The organism is Flavobacteriales bacterium (assembly GCA_016700415.1).
Lineage (GTDB): Bacteria > Bacteroidota > Bacteroidia > Flavobacteriales_F > PHOS-HE28 > PHOS-HE28.
Map to the genome: position 1 here is coordinate 2421641 of CP065018.1, position 23404 is coordinate 2445044.

General features: G+C 60.6%; 21 protein-coding genes and 1 tRNA gene. 7 read left to right on the forward strand and 15 right to left on the reverse strand.

Going from position 1 to position 23404, the window contains the following annotated elements; all coding sequences use genetic code 11:
• Positions 1-74 precede the first annotated feature (74 nt).
• Positions 75-1025 (reverse strand): hypothetical protein, encoded by a 951-nt coding sequence (locus IPP95_10135; GenBank protein QQS71545.1) that lies wholly within the window; start codon positions 1023-1025, stop codon positions 75-77.
• Between the two features lie 61 nt (positions 1026-1086).
• Here IPP95_10135 and ppk1 point away from each other — a divergent pair, with 61 nt between their 5' ends.
• On the forward strand, positions 1087-3753 hold the full coding sequence (ppk1, locus tag IPP95_10140) for a polyphosphate kinase 1 (protein QQS71546.1): 2667 nt from the start codon (positions 1087-1089) through the stop codon (positions 3751-3753).
• Between the two features lie 127 nt (positions 3754-3880).
• Here ppk1 and IPP95_10145 read toward each other — a convergent pair.
• Positions 3881-3953: transfer RNA gene (locus IPP95_10145), tRNA-Ala, on the reverse strand.
• Between the two features lie 134 nt (positions 3954-4087).
• On the opposite strand from IPP95_10145, the gene IPP95_10150 reads away from it, so the two are divergent.
• Positions 4088-4972, forward strand: coding sequence for a fructosamine kinase family protein (locus IPP95_10150; GenBank protein QQS71547.1), 885 nt, complete (start codon positions 4088-4090; stop codon positions 4970-4972).
• Between the two features lie 3 nt (positions 4973-4975).
• Here IPP95_10150 and IPP95_10155 read toward each other — a convergent pair whose 3' ends face one another.
• The 4 genes from IPP95_10155 to IPP95_10170 form a co-directional block, all read right to left on the reverse strand.
• Entirely contained in the window at positions 4976-7411 is a 2436-nt protein-coding gene (locus tag IPP95_10155) for a transglycosylase domain-containing protein (protein ID QQS71548.1), read from the reverse strand.
• A 14-nt stretch (positions 7412-7425) separates the two neighbouring features.
• Positions 7426-7911, reverse strand: a complete 486-nt coding sequence (locus IPP95_10160; GenBank protein QQS71549.1) for a gliding motility lipoprotein GldH — start codon at positions 7909-7911, stop codon at positions 7426-7428.
• The gene (locus IPP95_10165; protein QQS71550.1) at positions 7908-9332 is read right to left on the reverse strand and encodes a hypothetical protein; all 1425 of its coding nucleotides are present in this window, start codon (positions 9330-9332) and stop codon (positions 7908-7910) included. The genes IPP95_10160 and IPP95_10165 overlap by 4 nt, the downstream gene beginning before the upstream one ends.
• A 239-nt stretch (positions 9333-9571) precedes the next feature.
• Positions 9572-10702, reverse strand: a complete 1131-nt coding sequence (locus tag IPP95_10170; protein QQS71551.1) for a hypothetical protein — start codon at positions 10700-10702, stop codon at positions 9572-9574.
• Positions 10703-10981: 279 nt separating this feature from the next.
• On the opposite strand from IPP95_10170, the gene IPP95_10175 reads away from it, so the two are divergent.
• Positions 10982-12172, forward strand: a complete 1191-nt coding sequence (locus IPP95_10175; protein QQS71552.1) for a phosphoglycerate kinase — start codon at positions 10982-10984, stop codon at positions 12170-12172.
• Between the two features lie 193 nt (positions 12173-12365).
• Here IPP95_10175 and IPP95_10180 read toward each other — a convergent pair whose 3' ends face one another.
• Together IPP95_10180 and IPP95_10185 are read right to left on the reverse strand one after the other, a co-directional pair.
• Complete coding sequence (locus IPP95_10180; GenBank protein QQS71553.1) at positions 12366-13610, reverse strand: cystathionine gamma-synthase family protein; 1245 nt, start codon at positions 13608-13610, stop codon at positions 12366-12368.
• 44 nt (positions 13611-13654) lie between these two features.
• On the reverse strand, positions 13655-14188 hold the full coding sequence (locus tag IPP95_10185) for a CvpA family protein (GenBank protein ID QQS71554.1): 534 nt from the start codon (positions 14186-14188) through the stop codon (positions 13655-13657).
• An 88-nt stretch (positions 14189-14276) separates the two neighbouring features.
• Here IPP95_10185 and IPP95_10190 point away from each other — a divergent pair, with 88 nt between their 5' ends.
• Positions 14277-14612, forward strand: a complete 336-nt coding sequence (locus IPP95_10190; protein QQS71555.1) for a hypothetical protein — start codon at positions 14277-14279, stop codon at positions 14610-14612.
• A gap of 21 nt (positions 14613-14633) precedes the next feature.
• On the opposite strand, the gene IPP95_10195 is transcribed toward IPP95_10190, so the two are convergent.
• Positions 14634-15017 (reverse strand): hypothetical protein, encoded by a 384-nt coding sequence (locus IPP95_10195; protein ID QQS71556.1) that lies wholly within the window; start codon positions 15015-15017, stop codon positions 14634-14636.
• An 80-nt stretch (positions 15018-15097) separates the two neighbouring features.
• Between IPP95_10195 and IPP95_10200 the strand changes: the two genes are divergently transcribed.
• The 3 genes from IPP95_10200 to IPP95_10210 are packed head-to-tail and all read left to right on the forward strand — an operon-like array spanning position 15098 to position 18169.
• Positions 15098-15805, forward strand: coding sequence for a peptidylprolyl isomerase (locus IPP95_10200; GenBank protein ID QQS71557.1), 708 nt, complete (start codon positions 15098-15100; stop codon positions 15803-15805).
• Entirely contained in the window at positions 15802-16902 is a 1101-nt protein-coding gene (pheS, locus tag IPP95_10205; protein QQS71558.1) for a phenylalanine--tRNA ligase subunit alpha, read from the forward strand. Before IPP95_10200 ends, pheS begins: the two co-directional genes overlap by 4 nt.
• 7 nt (positions 16903-16909) lie before the next feature.
• A complete protein-coding gene (locus IPP95_10210) occupies positions 16910-18169 on the forward strand; it encodes a geranylgeranyl reductase family protein (GenBank protein QQS71559.1) in 1260 nt (419 codons plus the stop codon).
• A gap of 81 nt (positions 18170-18250) precedes the next feature.
• Here IPP95_10210 and IPP95_10215 read toward each other — a convergent pair whose 3' ends face one another.
• From IPP95_10215 to IPP95_10240, 6 genes are all read right to left on the reverse strand, one after another.
• Entirely contained in the window at positions 18251-18994 is a 744-nt protein-coding gene (locus tag IPP95_10215) for a methyltransferase domain-containing protein (GenBank protein QQS71560.1), read from the reverse strand.
• A gap of 78 nt (positions 18995-19072) precedes the next feature.
• Positions 19073-20503 (reverse strand): pyruvate kinase, encoded by a 1431-nt coding sequence (gene pyk / locus IPP95_10220; protein ID QQS71561.1) that lies wholly within the window; start codon positions 20501-20503, stop codon positions 19073-19075.
• Positions 20500-20913, reverse strand: coding sequence for an IPExxxVDY family protein (locus tag IPP95_10225; protein QQS71562.1), 414 nt, complete (start codon positions 20911-20913; stop codon positions 20500-20502). Before IPP95_10225 ends, pyk begins: the two co-directional genes overlap by 4 nt.
• 96 nt (positions 20914-21009) lie before the next feature.
• On the reverse strand, positions 21010-21879 hold the full coding sequence (rnc, locus tag IPP95_10230) for a ribonuclease III (protein QQS71563.1): 870 nt from the start codon (positions 21877-21879) through the stop codon (positions 21010-21012).
• A 5-nt stretch (positions 21880-21884) separates the two neighbouring features.
• Positions 21885-23138, reverse strand: a complete 1254-nt coding sequence (gene fabF / locus IPP95_10235; GenBank protein ID QQS71564.1) for a beta-ketoacyl-ACP synthase II — start codon at positions 23136-23138, stop codon at positions 21885-21887.
• A gap of 9 nt (positions 23139-23147) precedes the next feature.
• Positions 23148-23384, reverse strand: coding sequence for an acyl carrier protein (locus tag IPP95_10240; GenBank protein QQS71565.1), 237 nt, complete (start codon positions 23382-23384; stop codon positions 23148-23150).
• Positions 23385-23404: the final 20 nt, after the last annotated feature.

Genomic DNA, 23404 nt, shown 5'->3' on the forward strand with positions numbered 1-23404 from the left:
GGTACGAAGCCAACGCGGGAAGGGTTCCAAATAGTGTACCGGCCTGTGGTGGGCTAATGCACGGGCAGGGAAGCTCACCAAGGAACGTCCACAGTGGCGAGCACCTTTTCGCCCTTTGGCCGGTCCTCCACGCGAAGTGTGCCCTCTACATCGGAGAGCCGGGCCAGCAACTTCCCCACCGCTCTCCGGTCGATCATCCCGCCCATGGAAAAAATTGTGCGGTCCCCGCCATGGAGCACGAACAACACAGGGGCTGCCAGATCTAAGGTGGACCGGACCACCTCAACTGTCCGCTTCAACCTATCACTTCGCTTGAGGAGGTCTTCTCCCCCTTCGGCAGGTCTTTCGTTCAGGGCCAGCCCCATGAGAACATGTTCAATTTCCGTGGTCCAGATTCCTACGTGAAAGAGAAGGACCCGGTGTTCCAGCACCAGCCGATGCAACGGACCATCCAGTTGCAATGCGTCCGCACCGTCGGTGGCCCCCACATCCAAGGAAATGGCGAACAGGTCATGCCCGTCCTCGATGGGGTTGAACGTCCACGACGCCCCACCTCCCGTGCGCCGCACCATTTCGATCAGTCCCAGGCCTGCACCCCTTGTTCCGGGCTTGCTCGTCCGCTGGATCCCTTCCAAATACAGTTCCTTCAATTCCGTATTGTCCCGGCCTTGAAGGTCGGCGAGGTCCTTATCCAGCTTCAGCGCTTGGGAGCGGGTGACCAAGTTGCAGGCAAAGACCTGTTGCCCGGTGGCATGACAACGCAAGAGGAACATGCTTTGACCTTCGCCCCGATCGGGCATGGACAGCGGCCGAGCGCGATGACGCACGATGTTCTGGTAGGCCTCCACCATCACATACCCCAAGCGGCCCTTGACCGGCACGGTCCCCTCCCATCCGTTGAGCACAGCCTCGCCTAGCTCGATCAGGCGGGGAGAATGCTCGTCCGGAAAAAAGCCGCTGTATCCAAAAATGCAGCGATCCTCGCGCAATGCTTCGATAAGAGAATGGGCAAACTGGATGTCCATGCGCGATAAGCCCGGAATAAAGCGAAGGTAACGGGGAAAGCCGGGACTATTTTCGGCACCGATGATCACACAGAGCCTGATCGAGAAAGCACGGCTGCACATCCGCCGTTTCTTCTCGAAGCACATGCCGGGGCAAATGCAGTTCCACGACCTGGAGCACACCCTTACCGTGGCACGCAGTGCGAAGGAGATCGGACGTGCGTCCGGAATGGGTGGGCAGGAGCTCATGCTGGTGGAGCTTGCCGCCCTGTTCCATGATACGGGCTATGCCGCGGCCTATGCCGGACATGAGGAGGAAAGTGCCAAACTGGCCACGACGTGGATGCTCTCCCACGATGTGGACCTTCGCGATGTAAAAGCGGTCTCCTCTCTCATCCTGGCCACACGGGTCGATCATGTGGCCCGCGGTCTGCCTCAGCGCGTGCTGCGCGATGCCGACTCCGCAAAGGCCGGACAGGCTGATTTTTTGGAAAAGGGCGAACGCCTGCGGGCTGAACTGACGGCCTGTTCAGGAAAAAAGGTTTCCGGTACCGCTTGGACCCAAGAGAACTTGGCATACTTGGAAAAACACCGGTTCGCCACCCCGTATGCACGACAGCGGTTCGGGAAACAGAAGGAGATCAACCTTGCCCTACTTCGCCGCGCCGTTGCGAAAAGATCCGGGCAAAGGGCGATCTCGCCCACGCTTCCCGAGCCGTTCATGGACCGCGATCTGAGCTGGCTCGCCTTTAACGCGCGGGTACTTCAGGAAGCACAGGACCCCGGCGTGCCCTTGCTGGAACGGTTGAAATTCGTGGCGATCCACAGCAGCAACCTCGATGAGTTCTACCGTGTGCGTGTGGCCCAGCTCAGCGGCCTGCGGAAATTGGGCAAGTGGAACCGCTCGGCCCTGGGTGTTCCGCCGGGGAAGCATATCGAGCTGATCAATCAGGTCGCCTTGAAGCAACAGGCCGCTCTGGGGACAGTCTACCGGGGCGTCCTCATTCCCGAGCTCCGGGCCCATGGTATCCGTTTTCGGAACGAGGGTCAGCTGTCCATTGTTCAGCGCCAGTTCGTACTGGACCACTTCAAGAAGCATGTGACCCCGTTGCTTCGGGCGGTCACCATGCGGGAGACCAAGCCACCGTTCATCGAGGACCGGCGGCTCTATCTCGTGCTTTCCCTCTCCAAAAAAGACCGGATCAAAAAGCGCCTGGTGTTGGTGAACGTGCCATCGGCCGATCTGGGGCGTTTCATCACGCTGCCTTCGCGCGCGGGAAGCACGGACCTGCTGTACTTGGATGATGCGATCCGCTTGGGCGCGCCGGCCCATTTCAAGGGATGGACAGTGAAGGCTTGCCATGCGATCAAGCTATCACGTGACGCGGAACTTTACTTGGATGAGGAGTTCACCGAGGACGTCGTGGACAAGGTGCGCCGCAGCCTGCGGAAGCGCAGCACGGGCGTACCTGCCCGTTTTCTCTATGACCGGGCCATGCCCAAGGCCCTGCTGGAACAGGTGCGCCGTCTGCTGGAGGTGAAGAAGAGCGACATGCTCGAGGGCGGACGCTACCACAACCTCAGCGACCTGATGCAGCTGCCCGTCATCGGGCATCCGGAGCTGCGGGAAAAGCCGCTGTTACCCATCGCTCATCCGGCGATCACAGGCACGGACGGTTTTCGGGCCATGCGTTCCGGGGACATCCTGCTGCACTTCCCCTACCATTCGTTCAAGCCGGTGATAAGCCTGCTTGCCCACGCGGCAAGAGACCCCAAGGTGGATCGCATCGCGATCACGTTGTACCGTGTTGCATCCAAGTCGCTCGTCTGTGAAGCGTTGGCTGAGGCCGCCCGCAATGGAAAACAAGTGGACGTGATCATAGAGGTACAAGCGCGGTTCGATGAGGGCAACAACCTGTTCTGGGCCTCGGTGCTCAACGATGCCGGTGCCCGGGTCAGCTACGGCCTGCCCGGGCTTAAGGTGCATTGCAAACTGTTGCTCATTGAACGAAGGGAGGCGAAAGGCCCGAAGCACTATGCCTACTTGGGCACAGGCAATTTCAATGAGCAGACCGCACGGATCTATTCCGACATGGCCTTGTTGACGACGCGCAAAACGATCACCGACGATGTGCGGGAGGTGTTCAGCAAGTTGTTGGCCGGTGAAGCTCCCGGACCGACGAAGATCATTTCCACTTCTCCGGACCACCTGCGCGGTTTTCTGGAGCGCGCCATCGACCGGGAGATCGAGCAGGCATTTCTTGGAAAACCCGCGTCGATCCTGCTGAAATTGAACAGCTTGGAGGACAAGCCCTTGATCCGTAAGCTCTACGATGCCGACAGGGCAGGCGTGCAGGTGCGCCTGATCGTGCGCGGCATCTGCTGCTTAGTTCCGGGCGTTCCGCAACACAGCGGGACCATTGAGGCGATCAGTATCGTGGACCGCTTCCTCGAGCACGCACGGGCTTATGTGTTCCACAACCTCGGCCGGCCCACGGTACACCTGGCCTCGGCCGATTGGATGGAACGGAACATGGACCGCCGGGTAGAGGCCGCATTCCCGGTCGTGGACGAAAAGCTGAAAGCCGAGGTCATCCAATTCCTGGAACTGGAGTGGAAGGACAATGTGAAGGCGAGGATCATCGACAAGGCACAGACCAACCCGTACCGGCCTGGCAAGAAGGGCGCACGGAAAGTGCGGTCGCAGGCGGCTTGGTATGAGCGCTTGAAAGCCGCGGCAAAGCAATGACCCGTCAGACCGCAGGGTCCTCTTCGAGTGATCTTGCTGAAGCGTTAAGTATCGTGCCTCAGGGTCCCGAAGCGGAGACCGCTTAGCGAACAAAAAAGAAAGGCGATCCCGTGGGACCGCCTTTCCGTGGAGAATATCGGAGTCGAACCGATGACCTCTTGCATGCCATGCAAGCGCTCTAGCCAGCTGAGCTAATCCCCAATACCGATTTCAAATATACATCCGAAATCGAGGCGGCAAATGTAGGTAAAACACCCATTCCTTAAACCATGTCAGTAGGAGCTGGTGGTCCACAGCCATTCCTTCGTTGCAAGTACGGATGTTTCCTTTGTCCATGCCTTTGCCCGAATCCCTCGGCCTGCATCTCGAAACCTTGCTCACAGATCGGCAAGGGCACCCGGTAACTATCCGGGCGGCGCACCCCGTGCATGGAGGCAGTGTGAACGATGCCTTCCGCTTGGATACGGACCTCGGCCCGCTCTTCCTGAAGACCAACTCTGCCGATCAGTTCCCCAGCCTTTTCAACAGCGAGGCGCATGGCCTGCACCTCCTCCGGCAGGCTGGTGATCTGCGCGTTCCTGCGTTCATCGCCCAGGGTGAATGTGATGACACGACTTTCCTGCTGCTGGAATACGTTCCCCCGGCAGAAGAGGATGCCGGTTTCCAGACCCGCTTCGGGAGGAAGCTGGCCCGGCTGCATCGCCATACGCAGGCCACCTTCGGGCTGGACCGGGACAATCATGTCGGTCTGTTACCGCAAGTGAACACGCCGAACCTCGATTGGGCCGAATTCCTGGTCCATTGCCGCTTCATGCCCTTGGTAAAAATGGCCCGTGACAACAAACGCATCCACACCGGGGATGTGCTCCGCTTTGAGCGGCTTTATGGCCAGTTGCCGTCCTTGTTCCCCTCCGAGCTCCCCGCGCTGCTGCACGGCGACCTGTGGAAGAACAACTACCTCGCTGCTGCGGACGGTGAAGCGGTGCTGATCGACCCGGCAGTGTATTACGGCCACCGCGAAATGGACATCGCCATGACCCGGCTTTTTGGGGGCTTTGACCGGTTTTTTTATGCAGCCTACCAAGAGGAGGAACCCTTGGCGCCGGGTTGGGAGGATCGCATGGACCTCTGCAACCTGTATCCGCTGCTCGTACACCTCAACCTGTTCGGCGGCAGCTATGCGGAGCGGTTGGGGTCGGTGCTCCGGAAATACGTGTGAACGCTACTCCCAGTTCGGTGCCTCGTGCCGCTCCTCGTAGATGTTGGTGTGGGAGCCCTTCTTCCCGAAGCAGTCCAGGTCCAGATCGCCGATGCCGTCCGGCTTCGCGAAATCCCCTTTGCTGATGGTGATCGTGCTGTCGGCGTAGACTTTGTTCATGTAGTAGCCGTAGATCGGCAGGGCCATGTTGGCCCCTTGGCCTTTGTCGGTCCTGCTGAAACGCACGCTGCGGTCCGCGGCGCCGGTCCACACGCCGGTCACCAGGTCCGGGGTGATGCCGATGAACCAGCCGTCGCTGTTGTTCTGGGTGGTACCCGTCTTGCCTGCGGTGGGATACTTGATGTTGGCATATTTCGCCCTGTTGCCCCAGCCCATGCGCAGCCTCATGCCGGTACCCACGGTCTTTCCCGTGCTGGGGTTGTAGGCACCGTCCACTACTCCCTTGAGCATTTCCAGCATGATATAGGAGGTCCGTGGATCAAGCGCCTCCTCAGTCTTCGGGGTCATGTCGAAGATGGTGTTCCCGCTCTTGTCCTCGATGCGCGTGAAGACCACCGGCCTGATATACACGCCGTCGTTGGCGAAGGTGGAGAACGCGCCGACCATCTCCTCCAGCGTGAGGTCCGCCACGCCCAAGCATAACGATGGCACGGGATCCATCGGGCTCTTCACGCCCATGTGGCGTGCCAGTGTGATCACCGATTGCGGACCGTATTGCTTCATCAGCCAGGCCGTGATGGTGTTCATGGAATTGGCCAAGGCATACTTGATGGTGACCATGCCACCGTATTCATTATCGCTGTTCTGCGGGCACCAGTCCGGCTGCCCTGCGGGCATGTCGAAGCAGGTCTTTTGGTTCGGCAATTCCAGGCAGGGTTTCAACCCGTCCCGGATGGCAGTGGCATAGACGAAGGGCTTGAAGGTGGAACCCACCTGCCGTCGCGCTTGTGCCACATGGTCGAACTGGAAGTGCTTGTAGTCGATGCCGCCCACCCAGGCCTTCACGAAGCCGGTGTGCGGGTCCATGCTCAGCAAGCCGCTCTGGAGGAAGCTTTTGTAGTATCGGATGCTGTCGTTCGGGGACATGACCGTGTCCACTTCGCCGTGCCAGCTGAACACGGTCATGTGCGTGGGGGTCTCGAATTGCTTCTCGATGGCCTTTTCATCCAGCACCGGCCACCAGGTGTCGCACCCGCCCTTGTCCGGGTCGCAATGGAACATGGACTTCCCGTCATGCACCCGCTTCACGATGTAAGCTGCGGGCCGCTGGCAGTTGGGGCATTGTTTCCCAACATCGGTGCGGTACCTGTCACTGCGTTTGCGGGCGGTGTTCATGATGCCCTCCACTTCCTCTTTGCTCACCCGGAAGTCGAAGGGATTGTTCTTCTTTTTAGCGAGGTCCTTGAAGAACTGCTCCTGCAATTCTGTGGAGAGGTGCTCCCGCAAGCCCCACTCGGCATAGCTCTGCATCCGGCGGTCAATGGTGGTGTAGATCTTAAGGCCGTCGGTATAGATGTCATACGCGGAACCGTCCGGCTTGGCCAGTCGGAGCTTCCCGGTCTCCGGGTCCTTCTCGCTGAACATTTTCTGAAGTTCGCCGCGTAAGGTTTCCCTCAGGTACGGCGCGGGGCCTTCGGTATGGTCGATCCGCTGGAAGTCAAGCCCGAGCGGCAGCACTTTCAACGAGTCGTATTGCTGCTTGTTCAGGGATCCGTTTTTCACCATTTGCGCCAGCACCACCATGCGGCGGGTGATGGTGGTGTCGGGCCGGCGGAGCGGGTTGAAGAGCGCCGGGTTCTTGCACATGCCGACCAGCATGGCGGCCTGTTCGATGCGCAGGGAATCCGGCGTGGTGTTGAAATAGACACGGGCCGCGGAATTGATGCCCACCGCCTGATTGATCCAATCGAAACGATTGAGGTACATGGCGATGATCTCGTCCTTGGTGTACTCGCGCTCGAGCCGTGCCGAGATGATCCACTCCTGGAATTTTTGGAAGATGCGGCCCACGATGTCCCGCCGGACATCGTGGAAGAGCATCTTGGCCAACTGCTGGGTGATGGTGCTGGCCCCGCCGCGTTTGCCGAGGAAGATCGCCGCGCGTGCCGTTCCGCGCACATCGATGCCGCTGTGGTCCCGGAAACGTTCATCCTCGGTGGCCAACAAGGCCTGCACCACGTATGGGTTGATGTGCGCATAGTCCACCGGGATGCGGTTCTCCCTGTAGTACTGCCCCATGATGGAGCCATCGCTGAAGAGCACCGCCGTGGCCAGGTCGCTCCGGGGATTTTGTAGTTCCGTGGTACTGGGCAGGCCCTTACTTCCCGACGCGACCAACAGTATCACGAGCAGACCAAGCACGGGCCCGAGCACCACCGTCCACCACAAGGCATACCATCGCCCACCGGTCTTAGCTTGCTTCTTTCCCTTGGTAGCCATGGTCCTTTTTCCGTTCAACGGCGCTTCCGGGCTTCCTCCACGCTCACGCCCACGTCGATCACCCCTTGCAGGTCATCGGTACGCATGGCCTGTTCCAGCGTGAACACATAACGGCCGGAGCGGGGAAATCTGTTGTTCATCCGGTAGAGGATGTGCGCTTGGAAGCGGTCGCTGAAGATGAAGCCGGTGCCTTTCCCGTACCAACGGCCCGTGGGATCGGCGAGCGTGCATTCCACGGTGTCCGTGAAGGAATGACCTCCGGGGCCTTGCAGCGTAGTGAAGATGTAGATGTTGCTGAACCGGTAATCACCGGTATGGCGGATATCCAGATAAATGTCGCGTTGCGCAAGGGTGTCGGTGATGTCGAAAGCGAACTGTGGTTTCCAAGACCGCGACCAGGAGCCTCCCGGCACCTCGGCGACCTCCTGGAACACCACATGCTCAGTGCAGCCGACCATTAACAGGCCGACCATAAGGGTGGTCAGTGCAATGGGCTTCACGTGTTGTTGGGCTTGGGGCCTCCACCGCCTTGCGGCGGTCCGTTGGGCCGGGGACCTTTCCTTCTACGCCCCCGGGCATCGCGGCTCCGGCGTTCACCGGCGGGACGCTCACCACCTGATGCGGATTTTGCGCCTTCAGGGCGTGGTGCTTGTTTGGCGGACCGTTCACCGGCTGGGCCGCCCTCGCGCTTCCGGCCATCCCGGCGGGGCTGTTGGCCTTGACCGCCTTCCCCGGGACCCCGGTTTCCGGACGCCTTCCGCTTCTTGCCGTCGCGGCCACGGTTCCGACCACCGGTCTTGATCTTCTTGTCGAAGCGGGAAAGATCCTCCGCACCGTCGATCACATTCTCATAGTCCGTGCTCTTGTCCTCCACCTTTGCTTTAGGGCGCTCCTCGGCCATGTGCAGGTCCACCTCGGGCTCGATGCCTTCCTTGTTCTGCGCCAGGATCTCCCGCACGGTCTCCACCGGGAATCCCGCCATCGCCGTCGGCTCCCCGGGTTTCTTGAAGATGTACCACATCTGTTCCCCGAAGATGTCCGTTTTGATGTGCATGCCCGTGCCATGCTTGGTCTTCAGCTTGGCATTGGCCGAGGGATAGCTCTTGATGGCCTCGATGTACATGTCCAGCTCGTAGTTCAAGCAGCACTTCAGCTTGCCGCATTGGCCCGCGAGCTTCTGGGGATTGAGCGCCAGTTGCTGGTAACGCGCGGCGCTGGTGGTAACGCTGCGTAGATCGGTAAGCCAGGTGCTGCAGCACAGTTCGCGGCCGCAACTTCCGATGCCGCCTACGCGCCCGGCCTCCTGACGGGCGCCGATCTGCTTCATGTCCACGCGCACGTGGAACTGGTCCGCCAGCTTCCTCAGCAGGTCTCTGAAATCAATACGCTGTTCGGAGGTGTAGAAGAAGGTGGCGCGGGTGCCGTCGCCTTGGTATTCCACGTCGCTCACCTTCATGTCGAGGCGGGCGTCCTTGCAGATCCGGCGGGCCTCCACCAGTGTTTCGTCCTCGCGCTTGCGTGCAGCGTGCCAAGTGTCGATATCGTCCTGTGAACTCTTGCGGACCACTTTGCGGAGCTCGTAGGTGTCGGTGCTGCCGCCTTTGCGTTGCATCTGTGCGCGGACCAGTTCACCGGCAAGGCTCACCATGCCCACGTCATGCCCGGAACTGGCCTCCACGGTCACTAGATCGCCCGGCATCAATGAAAGTCCGCCGGATGACGGATTCCGGTAGAAGGATTTCCGTGTGCTCTTGAAGCGCACCTCCACCGCGTCGAACGGCGTTTGACCGCCAGGCAGGGGCACGCCCGCGAGCCAATCGAAGACATCGAGCTTATTGCAGCCGCTGCTACTGCAAAAGCCATTGCTCTTGCATCCGGCGGGCTTGCCGTCGGCACCATTTGCGCAACTTGTACAGGACATAAGGCGCGAAGATAACTGGAGCGGGGTCAGTGTGCAGCGGGCAGTTGGCAGATGCCGTCGGCAGCAGCAGTCGCCAGTGGCAGCGCTGATCAGCAGTAACCTTTCACCGATCACCCAACAGCATTCTCTGCGCCCTCGCCTGGGCGAAGCCGCTGCCTACTTCGCCGAAGTGGCTACGAAGGCCGAGTCGGCGGAGCACGGTCCGCGCCTCTGCGACCCATCACCGATCACTTTGTGCCTCACGCCACCGGCTCCTTCTGCCGCAGCAGGGTGCCCAAACTGTAGCTCAGGTCCAGGAAAAGCACTTTGGGGTTGGCGTTCCGCTCCAAGTGGCCATGGGCTGTTTCCAGTTCGCGGCGGATGCCGTCGGCATTGTGGACGTTAAGCAAGGCACTGAATTTCTTCACGAACTCCATCTCCTGCCCGAAGGCGGCGATCAGCTGCGGCACATCCTGCCATTGCAGCATGCACTGGCGGATCAGATAGAGCGCGTAGGTCATGAAGCCCTTTTGCTTTTCCCGGCCCATCTTGGCGAAGTAGTCGGCGTAATAGACGTTCTCGGCCATGTTGTTGGAATAACAAGCGCGGAGCCAATCGCGGAAGACAACGAAGATCTCCTCCTCCTCTCCTTCGGCCATGGCAAAGGCCTCCAACAGGTCGCCCTCGCTGCGCGCCGCAATACCGCGTGCATCCGCCGGGGTGATCTCCGGATAGCGTTCCAGGATCGCTGCGACCACCTCACCGGGGTCCGGCGCCGCCACTTTCACCAGTTGCGTGCGGCTGAGGATGGTGGGCAGGATCCGGTCGTTGGCATGGCCGGCCAGCAGGAAGACCGTCTTCGGCTCCGGCTCCTCCAGCACTTTCAAGATCTTGTTCGCCATCGGGGCGTCCATCATCTCCGAAAGCCAGATCAGCATCACTTTCCATCCACCCATATAGGACTTCAGGCTGAGCTTCCGCACCACCTCCGCTGCGATGTCCACCCCCATCCGGAGCTGCTTGTTCTCCCCCTTCAGCACTTCGCGCCACACATCGGCATCGAGGTAGGGGTCTTTCAAGACCGCATCGCGCCATTCACCCGCGAAGGGTTCGCAGGTCTTTCCCTTGTCCGACAGGAAGATCGGGAACACCAGGTTGAGGTCCGGGTGCGCGACCTTCTCCATCATCTTGCAGGAGTTGCATTGACCGCAACTGTCACCCGCGCCGGGGTCTTCGCAGAAGAGATAGGTGGCATAGGCCAGCACCAAGGGAAGCACCCCACTGCCGCGCGGACCAAGGTAGAACTGCGCATGCGCCACACGGCCCTCGCGGATGTTGCCAATGAGCCTCGCCTTCAGCTCGGCATGCCCGATGATCTTGTTGAACTGCACGATGCAAATTTACGCCGGGATGGAAAGAAGAGCACCGCAGGTATCGTTGGAAGGGATCCGCAGTGAACGCAGATAGACGCAGATAAATACAGGATCCACTTCTGTGCCCGATAGGCGTAAATGCTCGCTTCAAAGCCCCGGCAAAAGGCATTTCTCTTCGTTGCGCTCGTTGCGCTCGTTGCGTCCGTTGCGGTTGATCCCGTTTCGGCGGTTAGCATTCATCCTGCTTCGTGTCCTTCGCGTCCTTTGTGGTAGGGATCTTCCCGGTAATTTCGCGGCATGCAAACCATGGACAGCTTCGATTTCAAAGGCCGCAAGGCTCTCGTTCGCGTGGACCTGAACGTGCCACTGGACGCGCAGTTCAATGTGACCGACGACAACCGCACCAAGGCCATCGTCCCCACGGTGAAGAAGGTCCTGAAGGAAGGCGGGAGCGTGATATTGATGAGCCATCTCGGTCGCCCCAAGGGAAAGGTGATCCCCGACTTGAGCCTGAGGCCCGTGGCCAAGCACCTCGAAGGTCTGCTCGGCGTGCCCGTGCAATTTGCCACGGATTGCATTGGTGAGGACGCACAGGCCAAGGCCACTGTGCTGAAGCCCGGCGAAGTGCTCCTGCTGGAAAACCTCCGCTTCCATCCCGAGGAGGAGAAGGGCGATGAGGCCTTCAGCAAGGCGCTCTCCACGCTCGGCGACGTCTATGTGAACGACGCGTTCGGCACGGCGCACCGCGCACATGCCAGCACCACCATGGTCGCGAAGTACTTCCCGGACGCCAAGCTCTTCGGCTACCTGATCGCCGGTGAACTCCATAGTCTCGGCCAAGTGCTCAATCAGCCGAAGAAGCCGCTCTGCGCCATCGTGGGCGGCGCCAAGGTGAGCAGCAAGATCGAGGTGCTACAGAACTTGTTGGACAAGTGCGACGAGGTGATCATCGGCGGTGGCATGGCCTTCACCTTCATCAAGGCGCAGGGCGGAAAGGTGGGCGCCTCGCTCGTGGAGGACGACCATGTCGAGACTGCCAAAGCCATTCTCGCGGCCGCGCAGGACAAGGGAGTCATGATACACCTGCCTACCGATGCTGTCGTGGCGGACGCTTTCGCGGATACGGCCAACACGGACATCTGCCCCGCCAACGCGATCCCGGACGGATGGATGGGTCTGGACATCGGGCCGGAGTCGATCAAGGTATTCAGTGCCGCAGTGAAGCGCGCCAAGACCATCCTTTGGAACGGACCGATGGGCGTGTTCGAGATGCCGAGCTTCCAGAAGGGCACCCGCGCCATCGCGGAGGCCGTGGCCGATGCCACCGCATACGGAGCCTACTCCTTGGTGGGCGGCGGAGACAGTGTGGCAGCAGTGAACCAGTTCGGCCTCGCCGATAGGATCAGCTACGTGAGCACCGGCGGCGGCGCCATGCTGGAATACCTCGAAGGCAAGGTGCTGCCGGGGATCGCGGCGGTGGAGGAGTGAGGGAAGTGATTCTTTTCACTCCGGTCATTGTTCCAGTTTTCCAATGCTTTGTGTCGCGGTTCCGGGTGGCAGTTTGAAGACTGGCGAATTCTGGGGGGCCTACTGACATGCGGCTGCGTAGGGAGTGGGTTCAGCGCTTATTCGTGAAGTCTTCGGACTTCACCTGATGCGGACCGGATACACTGGTCCACGCTCACACCGCCTCCAACGCCTGCCCGAGGTCCCAGATCAGATCTTCCGGATGTTCCACGCCCACGCTGAGGCGCACCAGTCCGCCGGTGATGCCGAGCTTTTCGCGTTCCACCGGGTCCACGCCCACGTGGGTCATGGTGGCGGGGTGCTCGGCTAAGGATTCCGTGCTGCCTAAGCTCACGGCGAGCTTCACCAGCTTCAGCGCGTTGAGGAAGCGGAAGGCCTCGGGCTCGCCGCCTTGTACATCGAACGAGAGCATGGCGCCGGCGCTGAAGCACTGGGCATCGTAGATCGCCTGTTGTTCCGGGCTGTCCAGAAAGCCGAGGTAATGGACTTTTTTCACCTTGGGATGGGCCTTCAGAAAGGCGGCCACCTGCGCGGCGTTGCGGGCCTGCGTTTCCATGCGCGGTTTCAGTGTCTCCAAACTCCGCAACAGTAGCCAACCTGTCCATGGGCCGGCCATGCAACCTAGGAAGCTCCGCAGGCCTTTCACGCGGGCGATCAGTTCGTTGCTGCCTAAGCAAGCCCCGGCGATCACGTCGCTATGGCCGCCGATGTACTTGGTGGCCGAGTAGAGCACCAGGTCCGCGCCCTGCTTCATGGGGTGCTGCCATAGCGGCCCCATGTAAGTGTTGTCCACTGCCAGCAACACCTGCTTTTCAGCGGTGCTGAAGGTCTTCGCCACGCGACTGCATGCCGTGATGTCGATCTGGATATTGGTGGGATTGGCGGGGGTTTCCACGTACACCATCTTCAGGCGGTCACCCTTGCCGCTCTTGCGCATGATCTCCTCCAAGCGGTCCTGCTCCCACGGGTAGAAACCGATCACCTCGATGCCGAAACGGGTGAGGGTCTGCTTGATGAAGTGGTCCGTTCCACCGTAGATCGGGTTGCTGTACAGGAGCACATCGCCGGGCGAGAGGAACTCCAGTAACATGGTGGTGATGGCGCTCATGCCGCTCTCGAACACCGCGCAGTCCTCGGCGCTTTCCCACAGGGAGAGCCGGTCCTCCAAGATCTCCAGGTCGGGATTGTTCAGCCGGCTGTAGATCAGCCCCAGTTCTTCCTTCTCGCCTTGTTCGCGCAGCCCGTAGGCCACCTCGAAAAAGGCCTTTCCATCCTCGGCCTTTTGAAAGACGAAAGTGCTGGTCTGGAAGATGGGGCATTTGATGGCGCCTTGTGAGAGCTCGGGCTTGTAGCCATAGCTCATCATCAGGCTCTCGGGGCGGAGTTTGCGTTCGGACATGATGCGAAGCTACCGTTTCACCCCGGCAGTTGCGGTGACTAAGATCACTCCTCGGCAGCCTCTTCCTCCCCGGTCCTTTCCTTCAGCGCCTCGATCGCATCCTGCACCCAACGGGTATCCCCCAAAGCGGGGACGATGAATGGCGCGAAAGCGCGCAGCGGACGGTAGAGCGCGGAACCCTCAAGCGCGTGCTGTGGCACGATGCCGGAAACCTCCGCCCGCGCCATCAGGATGTTCAGCACCACGCTGAGCACGAAGGCCGCCCGCAACGCGCCGAAGAACGTACCCGCCACCTTGTTCGGCAAGCCCAGCATGGCCAGATCCATCGCCTTGGTGAGAACCTTGGCCAGGAGATGTACCAAGATCAATACGCCGATGAAGGTGACGATGAAGGAGATCACCTCGTGCTGCGCGTCCATGCCCACCCAAGATGCCACATGGGCGTTGTAGCGGGAAGCCACCCAGATGCCCAGGACCACCGCGACCAGCGAGGCGATCTCCACAATGAAACCCCGGAAGAAACCACGGATCGCGGCAGCAGCCAGCAGTGCGAGCAAGGTCCAATCCAACCAGTTCATGGCAACAAGTGTAACACGCATCGCTGCTCTTGTACCAAGGCTACCTTCGCGGCCCTTCCACGGCGCTTATCGCAGGGAGCGATATCCTATGTTCGATCTGGCTTTTGACAAGCGTTGGCGCGACCTCCTGAAGAACATGGAGAAGCGTTTCGGCATGCCCGTGGACCTCAACGGAGTGCTCTTCCTCATCGGTGTGCAGGAGCTCGGCCAGCATGCGCGAGTGTTCAAGAAGGATGAAAAGGTGAACCTGATGCACATCGCCATCTCGGTGCTGCTCACGCCCTACGGCTACTACAAGGAGCTTGGCCGCGACGCCGATGGCTGGCCGCATTTCGAGCGCGTGAAGGACCTTCCGGCGCTGGATGCGAAAGAGCAGGAACGCCTGATGAAGGAGGCGGTCCTCTCCTACTTCGAGGAACACTGAACGTAAGGGAAGGCGATCGGCCTAGTTGCCGCCGGAGATGACCACCGTCTCTTCGTTGGTCTGCTCCTCTTCGATGCGGATGATGCCCTCACCGGACATCGAATCCTTCTGCGCCAGGATGTCCAGCACCGCGAATCCGGCCTGACCACGCTTGTAGAACTCACTATAGTCGAAGGTGACCTTGCCGTCGGAGCTGGTGTTGCCCTCCATGGTGAGACGGGAGAAATCGGCCTGAAGCGGGTTGGTGGGGTTGGCGTAAAGCTTCACGTAGGCACCGGCAACGGCCGAGCCCGCAGTATCCAGCACGGTGATCGTCGCCTTGGTGTCCTTCTCCTTGTTGCAAGCGCCAAGGCCGGAACCCAGGATGAGCAAGAGGACGGGAACGATGATGGCCTTACGGAACATGGGAGGGCGTGTTGGTTACTTTTGGCCGCCTTGTTGCAGCCTTCGCACCGCGAATGAAGCCAAAAATAAGGTTCTTAGCGATGCCAGCGCAATTATCTCCCCGGAATCTGTTTCTCGCCACAGCGCTCCTGGCCGTGGCGAACGTCGCTTCGGCGCAGCAGAAGCCCGTGGAAAAACGGCACCTTGTGGAGATCAAGACCACAGCGGGGCGCATGGTGGTGGAGCTGTACAACGAGACACCGGTCCATCGCGACAACTTCCTGAAGCTGGTCCGCGAGCACTATTACGACAGCACGTTGTTCCACCGGGTGATCCCGGATTTCATGATCCAGGGCGGCGACCCGGACAGCCGCAAAGCCGAAGACCATGCTGTGGCGTTGGGGCAAGGTGGTCCCGGATATACGCTCCCTGCTGAGATCGACACCTCGTTCATCCACCGCAAGGGCGCGCTGGCAGCCGCGCGCGGCGATGACGTCGATCCGGAAAAACGCAGCAGCGGCAGCCAGTTCTATATCGTGGAAGGCCGCAAATGGCCCACGGCCGATCTGAAAAAGCTCATGGCCCGGATCAACAGTGATCGTCCGGACAGTCTCGCGGTCCATTACACCCCCGACCAAATGGAGACCTACAAGACGTTGGGCGGCGCTCCACACTTGGATGGTGGCTATACCGTGTTCGGCCAGGTAGTGGCCGGCATGGACGTCCTGGATCTTATCGCGAACCAACCCTGTGACGGAATGGACCGTCCGCTTGCAGATATCCGCGTTTGGATGCGCGAACTCCAATGAACCTGAAAGAACGGATCGAAGCCGTGGAGGCTGAATTGACCGCGGCTGTCGCGGCATCCGCTGAGGCCGTTGAGGCTTTCCGTGTGGAAATGCTCGGCCGCAACGGAAAAGTGACCGCCCTGCTGGACGCCTTCAAGGAGGTGCCCGCAGAGGAAAAGCGCCTTTGGGGCCAACGGCTGAACCAGCTGAAAAGCGCCGCCCGAACGCGCTGGGAGGAGCTGAAGGCCGCCGCAGAGGCCACCCCCACCAAGGCAGCAGGACCCGTGGGCGACCTCACGCGGCCCGCTCTCACCGAGGCCACAGGAAGCCTGCATCCCATCAGCATCATCCGCCAGCGCATAGTGGACGTGTTCGCGCGGATCGGCTACACCGTGAGCCAAGGTCCCGAGGTGGAGGACGACCACCACAACTTCGGTGCGCTCAACTTCCCTCCGGACCATCCGGCGCGGGACATGCAGGACACGTTCTTCGTTGAGGACCTTGATCACACTGCGAGGGAGAGGGGTGAGGCCCTCACCCCCGACCCCTCTCCCGGGGAGAGGGGAAGTCTGGCGCTACGCACACATACCAGCAGCGTGCAAGTACGCGTGATGGAGAGCGGTGCTCCTCCGATCCGCACCATTTCCCCGGGCCGTGTCTATCGCAACGAGGCCATCAGCGCACGGGCGCATTGCATGTTCCACCAGGTGGAAGGCTTGTACGTGGACAAGGGCGTGAGCTTCGCGGAGCTGAAGGGCACGCTGGACCATTTCGCCAAGAGCATGTTCGGGCCGGAGGTGAAGATCCGCTTACGTCCGAGCTACTTCCCGTTCACGGAGCCGAGCGCCGAGGTGGACATGAGCTGCACCATCTGTGGCGGCAGCGGCTGCGCCGTGTGCAAGCACAGCGGATGGGTGGAGATCATGGGTTGCGGCATGGTGGACCCTGCCGTGCTGTCCAATTGCAACATCGACCCGGAGGTGTATAGCGGCTTCGCTTTCGGCATGGGCGTGGAGCGCATCGCACAGCTGATCTATCGCGTGCCGGACCTGCGGCTGTATTGGGAGAACGACGTGCGCTTCCTGGAACAGTTCACCGACGGCGCCTTCCGTGGCTGAACCCGCCATGGCTGAAGCGTTGAAGGCGGACGTCTGCATCCTCGGTGCAGGCCCCGGCGGATGTGCCACGGCCTTGCAGTTGGCCAAGCACGGAGTGGATACGCTCCTCTTGGACAGGGCCATCTTCCCCCGGGACAAAGTGTGCGGAGATGCGCTCAGCGGCAAGGTGATGCGTTCACTCGAACGGCTTGATCCCGCGCTGGCCGTGGAGCTTCGGAAACATGCGGCGTTGGAGCCGAGCTGGGGTGTCACCTTCGTGGCCCCCAGTGGCAAGGCATTGCGTGTTCCGTTCAGCCGGGAGACGGGCATCGGTGAGGCACCGGGCGCGATCCTTCCCCGGATGGATTTCGATCATTTCATGTTGGAGGCGGTGAAGCGCGATGGCCATGCCCGGATCCTTGAAGGCACACAAGCGAAGGCCTTCGAGCGGACCGCGAACGGCTGGTCGATCTCCGTGGTCGGAGCGGACAAGACGGAGCGTGCCGTGAGTTGCCGCCTGTTGATCGATGCTTCCGGCGCCAATTCAATTTTCTCCAAGCAGATCGCCGGTTTGCCGATGGAACCGCGGCACCACTGCGCTGGTGTGCGGGCCTACTACAGGGGTGTCACCGGCTTGGACCCCCAAGGCTTTATCGAGCTGATCTTCCTGAAGGACCTGCTGCCCGGCTACCTGTGGATCTTCCCGCTGCCGGACGGCCGCGCCAACGTGGGCCTGGGCCTGCGCACCGACATGGTGAAGAAGCGACGAGTGGACCTGAAAAAGCTGCTGAACGAGCTGATCACCGAGCACCCGCAACTGCGCGAACGTTTCGCGAACGCCAAGGCGGAAGGCCCGGTCCAAGGCATGGGCCTGCCGCTGGCCAGCAAGCGCTGGCCCATCAGTGGTGATGGATTCATGCTGATCGGCGACGCGGCGCATTTGATCGACCCCTTCACCGGCGAGGGCATCAGCCATGCCATGATCAGCGGGGTGCATGCGGCCAATGTCGCTGCGGAGGCGCTACAGGCCATTCGGGAGGAGCAAGCGGTCCCACAAGCCGCGCTGAAGGACTACGATGCCCATGTATGGAAGCGTTTGGGCAAGGAGCTCGGCATCAGCACCCGCCTGCAGCAGCTCGCGGACCGGCCATGGTTGTTCAACCTCGTGGTGAACAAGGCGGCCAGCAATCCGGTGCTCGCGGATACCATCAGCTGCATGTTCAACGATCTGGACATGCGCGAGCGGCTGAAGAAGCCCGGTTTCTATTTGAAGCTGCTCTTCGGATAGGAATAGGCCGCTGAGACGCGAGGGCGCGGAGAAGAGGTTCACACGGACTCAGCCTCAGGGGCCAGATACTTTGATCGACGGCTACGCGACCCGCTCCGCCACCGCCATCCAGTTCCATGGCATGGGCGCGGGCATGTCCGCAGGTGCATCCTCCAGCACGTATGCCCATGGATATTCGATCTTCTGCAACTCCAATACCTTCATGCCGTGCTGTGTCAGCAGGTCAGCCAGTTCTTCCTTGAGGTGATGCTTTGTGGGCGCACCGTTCACCACAACGATGCCCATGTCCAGCTTGGTGGTGTCCCGTGCGGCCTTGCGTTGGGCCACGGCAGGCTTCATGCCTTTCAGCTCGTTCAATTGCACCAAGCGGTGCGAGGCGTAGAGCGCGGATTCCAGCGAAGGTGTCACCAGCAGCAAGTGGCCACCGGGCTTTACCACGGCGCATATATTGTCCATCATTGCTTGGCGTTTGGCCCGTGAGGCGATCAACAGCACGTTGATGCACAGCGCAAAGTCCACGGGCGGGAAGGGCAGCGGCTTGGCCAGGTCGGCGTGGAGGTATTCCACATTGTGGTAGCGGGCGTTCTTATTTTCAGCAACCGTCAAGCATTCGCTGGAGAGGTCCGTGGCGAATACGCTCGCGAAGTGCTCCGCCAGCATGGGCACCGTACGGCCTATGCCGCAACCGATGTCGGCCGCAGTGCGCTTCTTTCCGGCATGTCGCTGCACACGCTGCAGGATCTTCTGCTTCCGGTCATGCTTCGGCACGCTGAAGATGTCCTCCTCGAAAGTGGCCGCCACATCATCCCAAGCCTGCTCGTCCATCGGTGGCCAAGGTCGGGGTTCTTTTCCTGAATGGAAGATAGTGATCAGTGCCCCGACAGGCATCGGGGCACTGATCACCTACACAGCGCTCAACCGGATCATGTTCGCCATGCCTTGTTCTGCGATGGGCATGCTGGCGATGTTCACCACGAGGTCGCCTTTTTGCACGAGGGCCTTGCGGCGCAGGATGTGCTTGATGTCGGCGATGGTGTGGTCGGTGCTCACGGTCTTGTCGTAGTACTCGGCACGCACGCCCCACACGAGATTGAGCATGTTGAGGATGCGCTTGTTGCTGGTGAAGGCGAAGATGTGCGCTTTGGGGCGCATGCTGCTGATCTTGAAAGCCGTGTAGCCGCTGTGGGTCATGGTCACGATGGCCTTGATGTCGATGGCGGCGGCCATGCGCACGCTGGCGGTACAGATGGTGTCGGTCACCATCCGCTCGTGGTCGATCAGGTCGGGCTCCGCCACGTTGTACATGATCTCGCTCTTTTCCATTTCGAGCAGGATCTTGTTCATGGCCTTCACCACTTCCACGGGGTATTTGCCTACGCTGGTCTCCGCGCTGAGCATCACCGCGTCGGCATGGTCCAGCACGGCGTTGGCCACATCGTTCACTTCAGCGCGGGTGGGGGTGCTGCTGGTGATCATGCTCTCCATCATCTGCGTGGCCACGATCACCGGGCGGTGCTGTAGCAGGCAGCGGCGTATGATGTCCTTTTGCAGCAGCGGCACCTGTTCCATTGGCACCTCCACGCCGAGGTCGCCGCGGGCCACCATCAGCGCGTCCGACTCGCGGATGATATCGTCGATCTCCAGCATCGCCTCCGGCTTCTCGATCTTGGCGATCACGCGCGCCGTGCTGCCTTCTGCGTGTATCTGGTGCTTCAGCTCGATGATATCCCGTGCACTTCGCACGAAGCTGAGCCCTATCCAATCCACGCCCTGTGAGAGTGCGAAAGTGAGGTCCTCCCGGTCTTTTTCCGTGAGGCAGGGGAGGCTCACTTTCGTATTGGGCAGGTTGATCCCTTTGTTACTGCTGAGCATCCCGCCGTAGATCACCGTGGTGATCACCTTCTTCTTGCCGTCGGTGTGCTTGACCTGTAGGCGCAATTTGCCGTCGTCCAGCAGCACCATTTCGCCCACCTTGATGTCCTGCGGGAACTGCGCGTAGCTGGTGCTGACCAGGCCGGGTACGCCTTTCACAGGCTCAGTGGTGATCACCAGCTCCTCGCCTTCCTTTAGTTCGATGGGGCCGTCCGCCATCTCGCCCACGCGCAACTTGGGTCCCTGTAGGTCCGCAAGGATCGCTGTCGTAAGCCCCAGCTCCTCATTCAGCGAGCGGATGGTGGCGATCACCTCCTCGTAGAATTCATAGCTGCCATGGCTGAAGTTCAGCCGGCAGACATCCAGGCCGTTGATCAACATTTCCCGGAGCACTTCACGATTCGAGCTGGCAGGGCCGAGAGTGGCCACGATCTTGGTCTTTGGATCCGGTGCAGAGGTCATTGCAAGAGCTTATAGGCGCCTTTGAGGCTTTTGATATCCAAGTGGAACGCCGTGAGCACGAATTCCGCTTGCCTCACGCGCTCAAGTGCTTGAGCGGGCGAGAGCGTGCTTTCCCCGTCCACCACGAGGAAAAAGTCGGCTTGTCGTTGTTCATGCACCAGAACACCCTCGGGGGCATGGTTGCTGATCAGCGTGATGTTGGCCTGGGTGGCCTCCTCGGTATGGTCGAAGGCAGAAAAGTAGGCGGGATGTTCCGGCCCTTCTTCCTCGATGTCCTTCTTCCGCCGGCCTAGATCGATGCCAAGGCTGTTGTTCAACGACCAACAGAGCCTGTAGTCGTTCACATGGCTGCTGATCGCGATGAGGAAGACATCGGGGTCCGGGTCGCTATCGAGCTTCAATTTGGCCATGTCATGGGAAGAACACGCAAAGGTAGAGCGGTGTGAGGCCCCTTCCACATCATCGCCTGAGAGGATGGCGGAGGCTGACAGCTTCCGGGCAATATCCTATTCGTGCCCGCTTTCACTGCTCTGTTCTGGCGTTCGCCCGTTACGGCCACCACCGCCTCTCCGGCCTCCCCTTCTTTCCCCGGAAAATTTGCGGGAGGTCCGCCGGGTGGTGCGGGCATCCCGTTCTTCATCATCGCCGCCGCTCCCCGTGGGGCGCAGCCTCAATTTCCGTGATGCGTCCCGAGCGGCCTCCTGCTCAGCTTTCTTCTTACTGTGCCCCTTTCCGGAGCCACAAGCCTTGCCATCCACATGCACCTCCGCAGTGAACTGCTTGCCTCTGCCGCCCCGTTCATGCTCCTCCGTGAGGACGAATTCCACCTTCTTGCGCTTCTTCTGGCCCCATTCCAGCAAGCGGCTCTTGCTATCACGATCCTCTAACTCCACCGTCTTCAGGTCGAAATGGGCGGTGATCAAATTGATCACCGTGGTTTTCGTGCGCTCAAAGCCCTTGTCCAAGTATAGCGCACCGATCAAGGCCTCCATGGCGTTGCCCGGCACGGAGGTGTCCCTGCCGCTGCCGATCTTCACCTCCATCACCCGTTCGATCTCCACCTTTTTGGCAAGGATGCTGAGCTGATGCCGGCTCACCAGCTTGCTGCGCATGCGGGTAAGGAACCCTTCGCCCTTATCGGGATATGAGCGAAAAAGGTACTGCCCTACGATGGTGTCTAAAACAGTATCGCCGAGGAATTCCAAGCGCTCGTTGTCCGGCACGTCGGGCCGGTCCTCGGGCACGGCGCTGCGATGGCGTAGGGCCTGCCGGTAGAGGGGCAGGTTCTTTGGCGTAACGCCCAATGTCTTTCGGCACCAGGCGCGGATACGGCGCTCCTCGGGGGAGGCGGCTCGGCTGAAGAGTGCGGCGAACAAAAGCGTTAGCTGTACTTGCGGAAGATCACCGAAGTGTTGTGCCCGCCAAACCCGAAGGTGTTGCTCATGGCGGCGTTGACCGTGCGCTTCTGCGCCTTATTGAACGTGAAGTTCAACTTGGGGTCGATCTCGGGGTCGTCCGTGAAATGATTGATCGTGGGCGGCACCAGGTCCGTATGCACCGCCATAATGCTCGCGATGGCCTCCACTGCCCCGGCAGCGCCGAGCAGGTGGCCGGTCATGCTCTTGGTGGCGCTGATGTTGAGGCGGTAGGCGTCCTCGCCAAAAAGGCGCTGGATAGCCTTCACCTCCTGCGGGTCGCCGATCGGCGTGCTGGTGCCGTGGGTATTGATGTGATCGATCTCTCCCGGCTTCATACCGGCGTCCTGCAATGCGTGCTTCATGCAGAGGTAAGCGCCAAGGCCCTCCGGGTGGGGTGCGGTGATGTGGTAGGCATCGCTGCTCATGCCGCCGCCCATCACTTCGCAGTAGATCTTTGCGCCGCGCGCCTTGGCGTGCTCCAGCTCTTCGAGGATGAGAATGCCGCTTCCCTCGCCCAGCACGAAGCCGTCGCGGTCCTTATCGTAGGGCCGGCTGGCGGTGGCGGGGTCGTCGTTGCGGGTGCTCATGGCGTGCATGGCGTTGAAGCCGCCCACCCCCGCCTCGTGGATCGAAGCCTCACTACCTCCGGTGACCATGGCGTCCACGGTGCCTAGGCGGATGTAGTTGAAGGAGTCGATCAGGGCGTTGTTGGCGCTGGCGCAGGCGCTCACCGTCACATAGCTCGGGCCGCACAACCTATGGCGTATGCTGATGAGGCCCGAGGAGCCGTCGGCGATCATTTTCGGGATGAAGAACGGGTTGAAACGCGGGGTGCCGTCGCCGCGACCGAAGTTGATGCACTCCTCCTGGAAGGTGAGCAGACCACCGATGCCGGAGCCGAGGATCACGCCCATGCGCTCCCGCTCCTGATCGGTCCCCAGCACCAGCCCGCTGTCCTTCATGGCCTCGTCGCTGGCGGCCACGGCGAACTGGGAGAAGGGGTCCATCTTACGGGCCTCCTTCCGGTCCATGAACTCCGTGGGGTCAAAGCCTTTGACCTCGCAGGCGAACTGCGTCTTGAACTTGGACGCATCGAAATTCGTGATGGGCGCAGCTCCGCTCGTGCCCTTCACCAGCGCGTCCCAATACGCCTGGAGCGTATTTCCGAGCGGGGTGAGGGCGCCCAGACCGGTGACAACCACTCGTCTGAGCTGCATCCGTCAAGGTTACTTCGCGTTCTTCTCCACGTAGTCCACAGCTTGGCCTACGGTTTGGATCTTCTCGGCCTGATCGTCAGGGATGGCGATGTTGAATTCCTTCTCGAACTCCATGATGAGCTCGACAGTATCCAAGCTGTCGGCGCCAAGGTCGTTGGTGAAGCTCGCCTCGGGTGTGACCTCGCCCTGGTCTACCCCGAGCTTATCCACGATGATGGCGATGACCCTTGACTTGATATCGGACATATCCGTTTGTTGTTGGTTGA

Bases quoted from the DNA above. Each gene is read 5' to 3' on its own strand.
- IPP95_10135 (QQS71545.1), bottom strand. From the start codon at position 1,025: ATGGACATCCAGTTTGCCCATTCTCTTATCGAAGCATTGCGCGAGGAT.
- ppk1 (QQS71546.1), top strand. From the start codon at position 1,087: ATGATCACACAGAGCCTGATCGAGAAAGCACGGCTGCACATCCGCCGT.
- IPP95_10150 (QQS71547.1), top strand. From the start codon at position 4,088: ATGCCTTTGCCCGAATCCCTCGGCCTGCATCTCGAAACCTTGCTCACA.
- IPP95_10155 (QQS71548.1), bottom strand. From the start codon at position 7,411: ATGGCTACCAAGGGAAAGAAGCAAGCTAAGACCGGTGGGCGATGGTAT.
- IPP95_10165 (QQS71550.1), bottom strand. From the start codon at position 9,332: ATGTCCTGTACAAGTTGCGCAAATGGTGCCGACGGCAAGCCCGCCGGA.
- IPP95_10175 (QQS71552.1), top strand. From the start codon at position 10,982: ATGCAAACCATGGACAGCTTCGATTTCAAAGGCCGCAAGGCTCTCGTT.
- IPP95_10180 (QQS71553.1), bottom strand. From the start codon at position 13,610: ATGTCCGAACGCAAACTCCGCCCCGAGAGCCTGATGATGAGCTATGGC.
- IPP95_10185 (QQS71554.1), bottom strand. From the start codon at position 14,188: ATGAACTGGTTGGATTGGACCTTGCTCGCACTGCTGGCTGCTGCCGCG.
- IPP95_10190 (QQS71555.1), top strand. From the start codon at position 14,277: ATGTTCGATCTGGCTTTTGACAAGCGTTGGCGCGACCTCCTGAAGAAC.
- IPP95_10195 (QQS71556.1), bottom strand. From the start codon at position 15,017: ATGTTCCGTAAGGCCATCATCGTTCCCGTCCTCTTGCTCATCCTGGGT.
- IPP95_10200 (QQS71557.1), top strand. From the start codon at position 15,098: ATGCCAGCGCAATTATCTCCCCGGAATCTGTTTCTCGCCACAGCGCTC.
- pheS (QQS71558.1), top strand. From the start codon at position 15,802: ATGAACCTGAAAGAACGGATCGAAGCCGTGGAGGCTGAATTGACCGCG.
- IPP95_10210 (QQS71559.1), top strand. From the start codon at position 16,910: ATGGCTGAAGCGTTGAAGGCGGACGTCTGCATCCTCGGTGCAGGCCCC.
- IPP95_10215 (QQS71560.1), bottom strand. From the start codon at position 18,994: ATGGACGAGCAGGCTTGGGATGATGTGGCGGCCACTTTCGAGGAGGAC.
- pyk (QQS71561.1), bottom strand. From the start codon at position 20,503: ATGACCTCTGCACCGGATCCAAAGACCAAGATCGTGGCCACTCTCGGC.
- IPP95_10225 (QQS71562.1), bottom strand. From the start codon at position 20,913: ATGGCCAAATTGAAGCTCGATAGCGACCCGGACCCCGATGTCTTCCTC.
- fabF (QQS71564.1), bottom strand. From the start codon at position 23,138: ATGCAGCTCAGACGAGTGGTTGTCACCGGTCTGGGCGCCCTCACCCCG.
- IPP95_10240 (QQS71565.1), bottom strand. From the start codon at position 23,384: ATGTCCGATATCAAGTCAAGGGTCATCGCCATCATCGTGGATAAGCTC.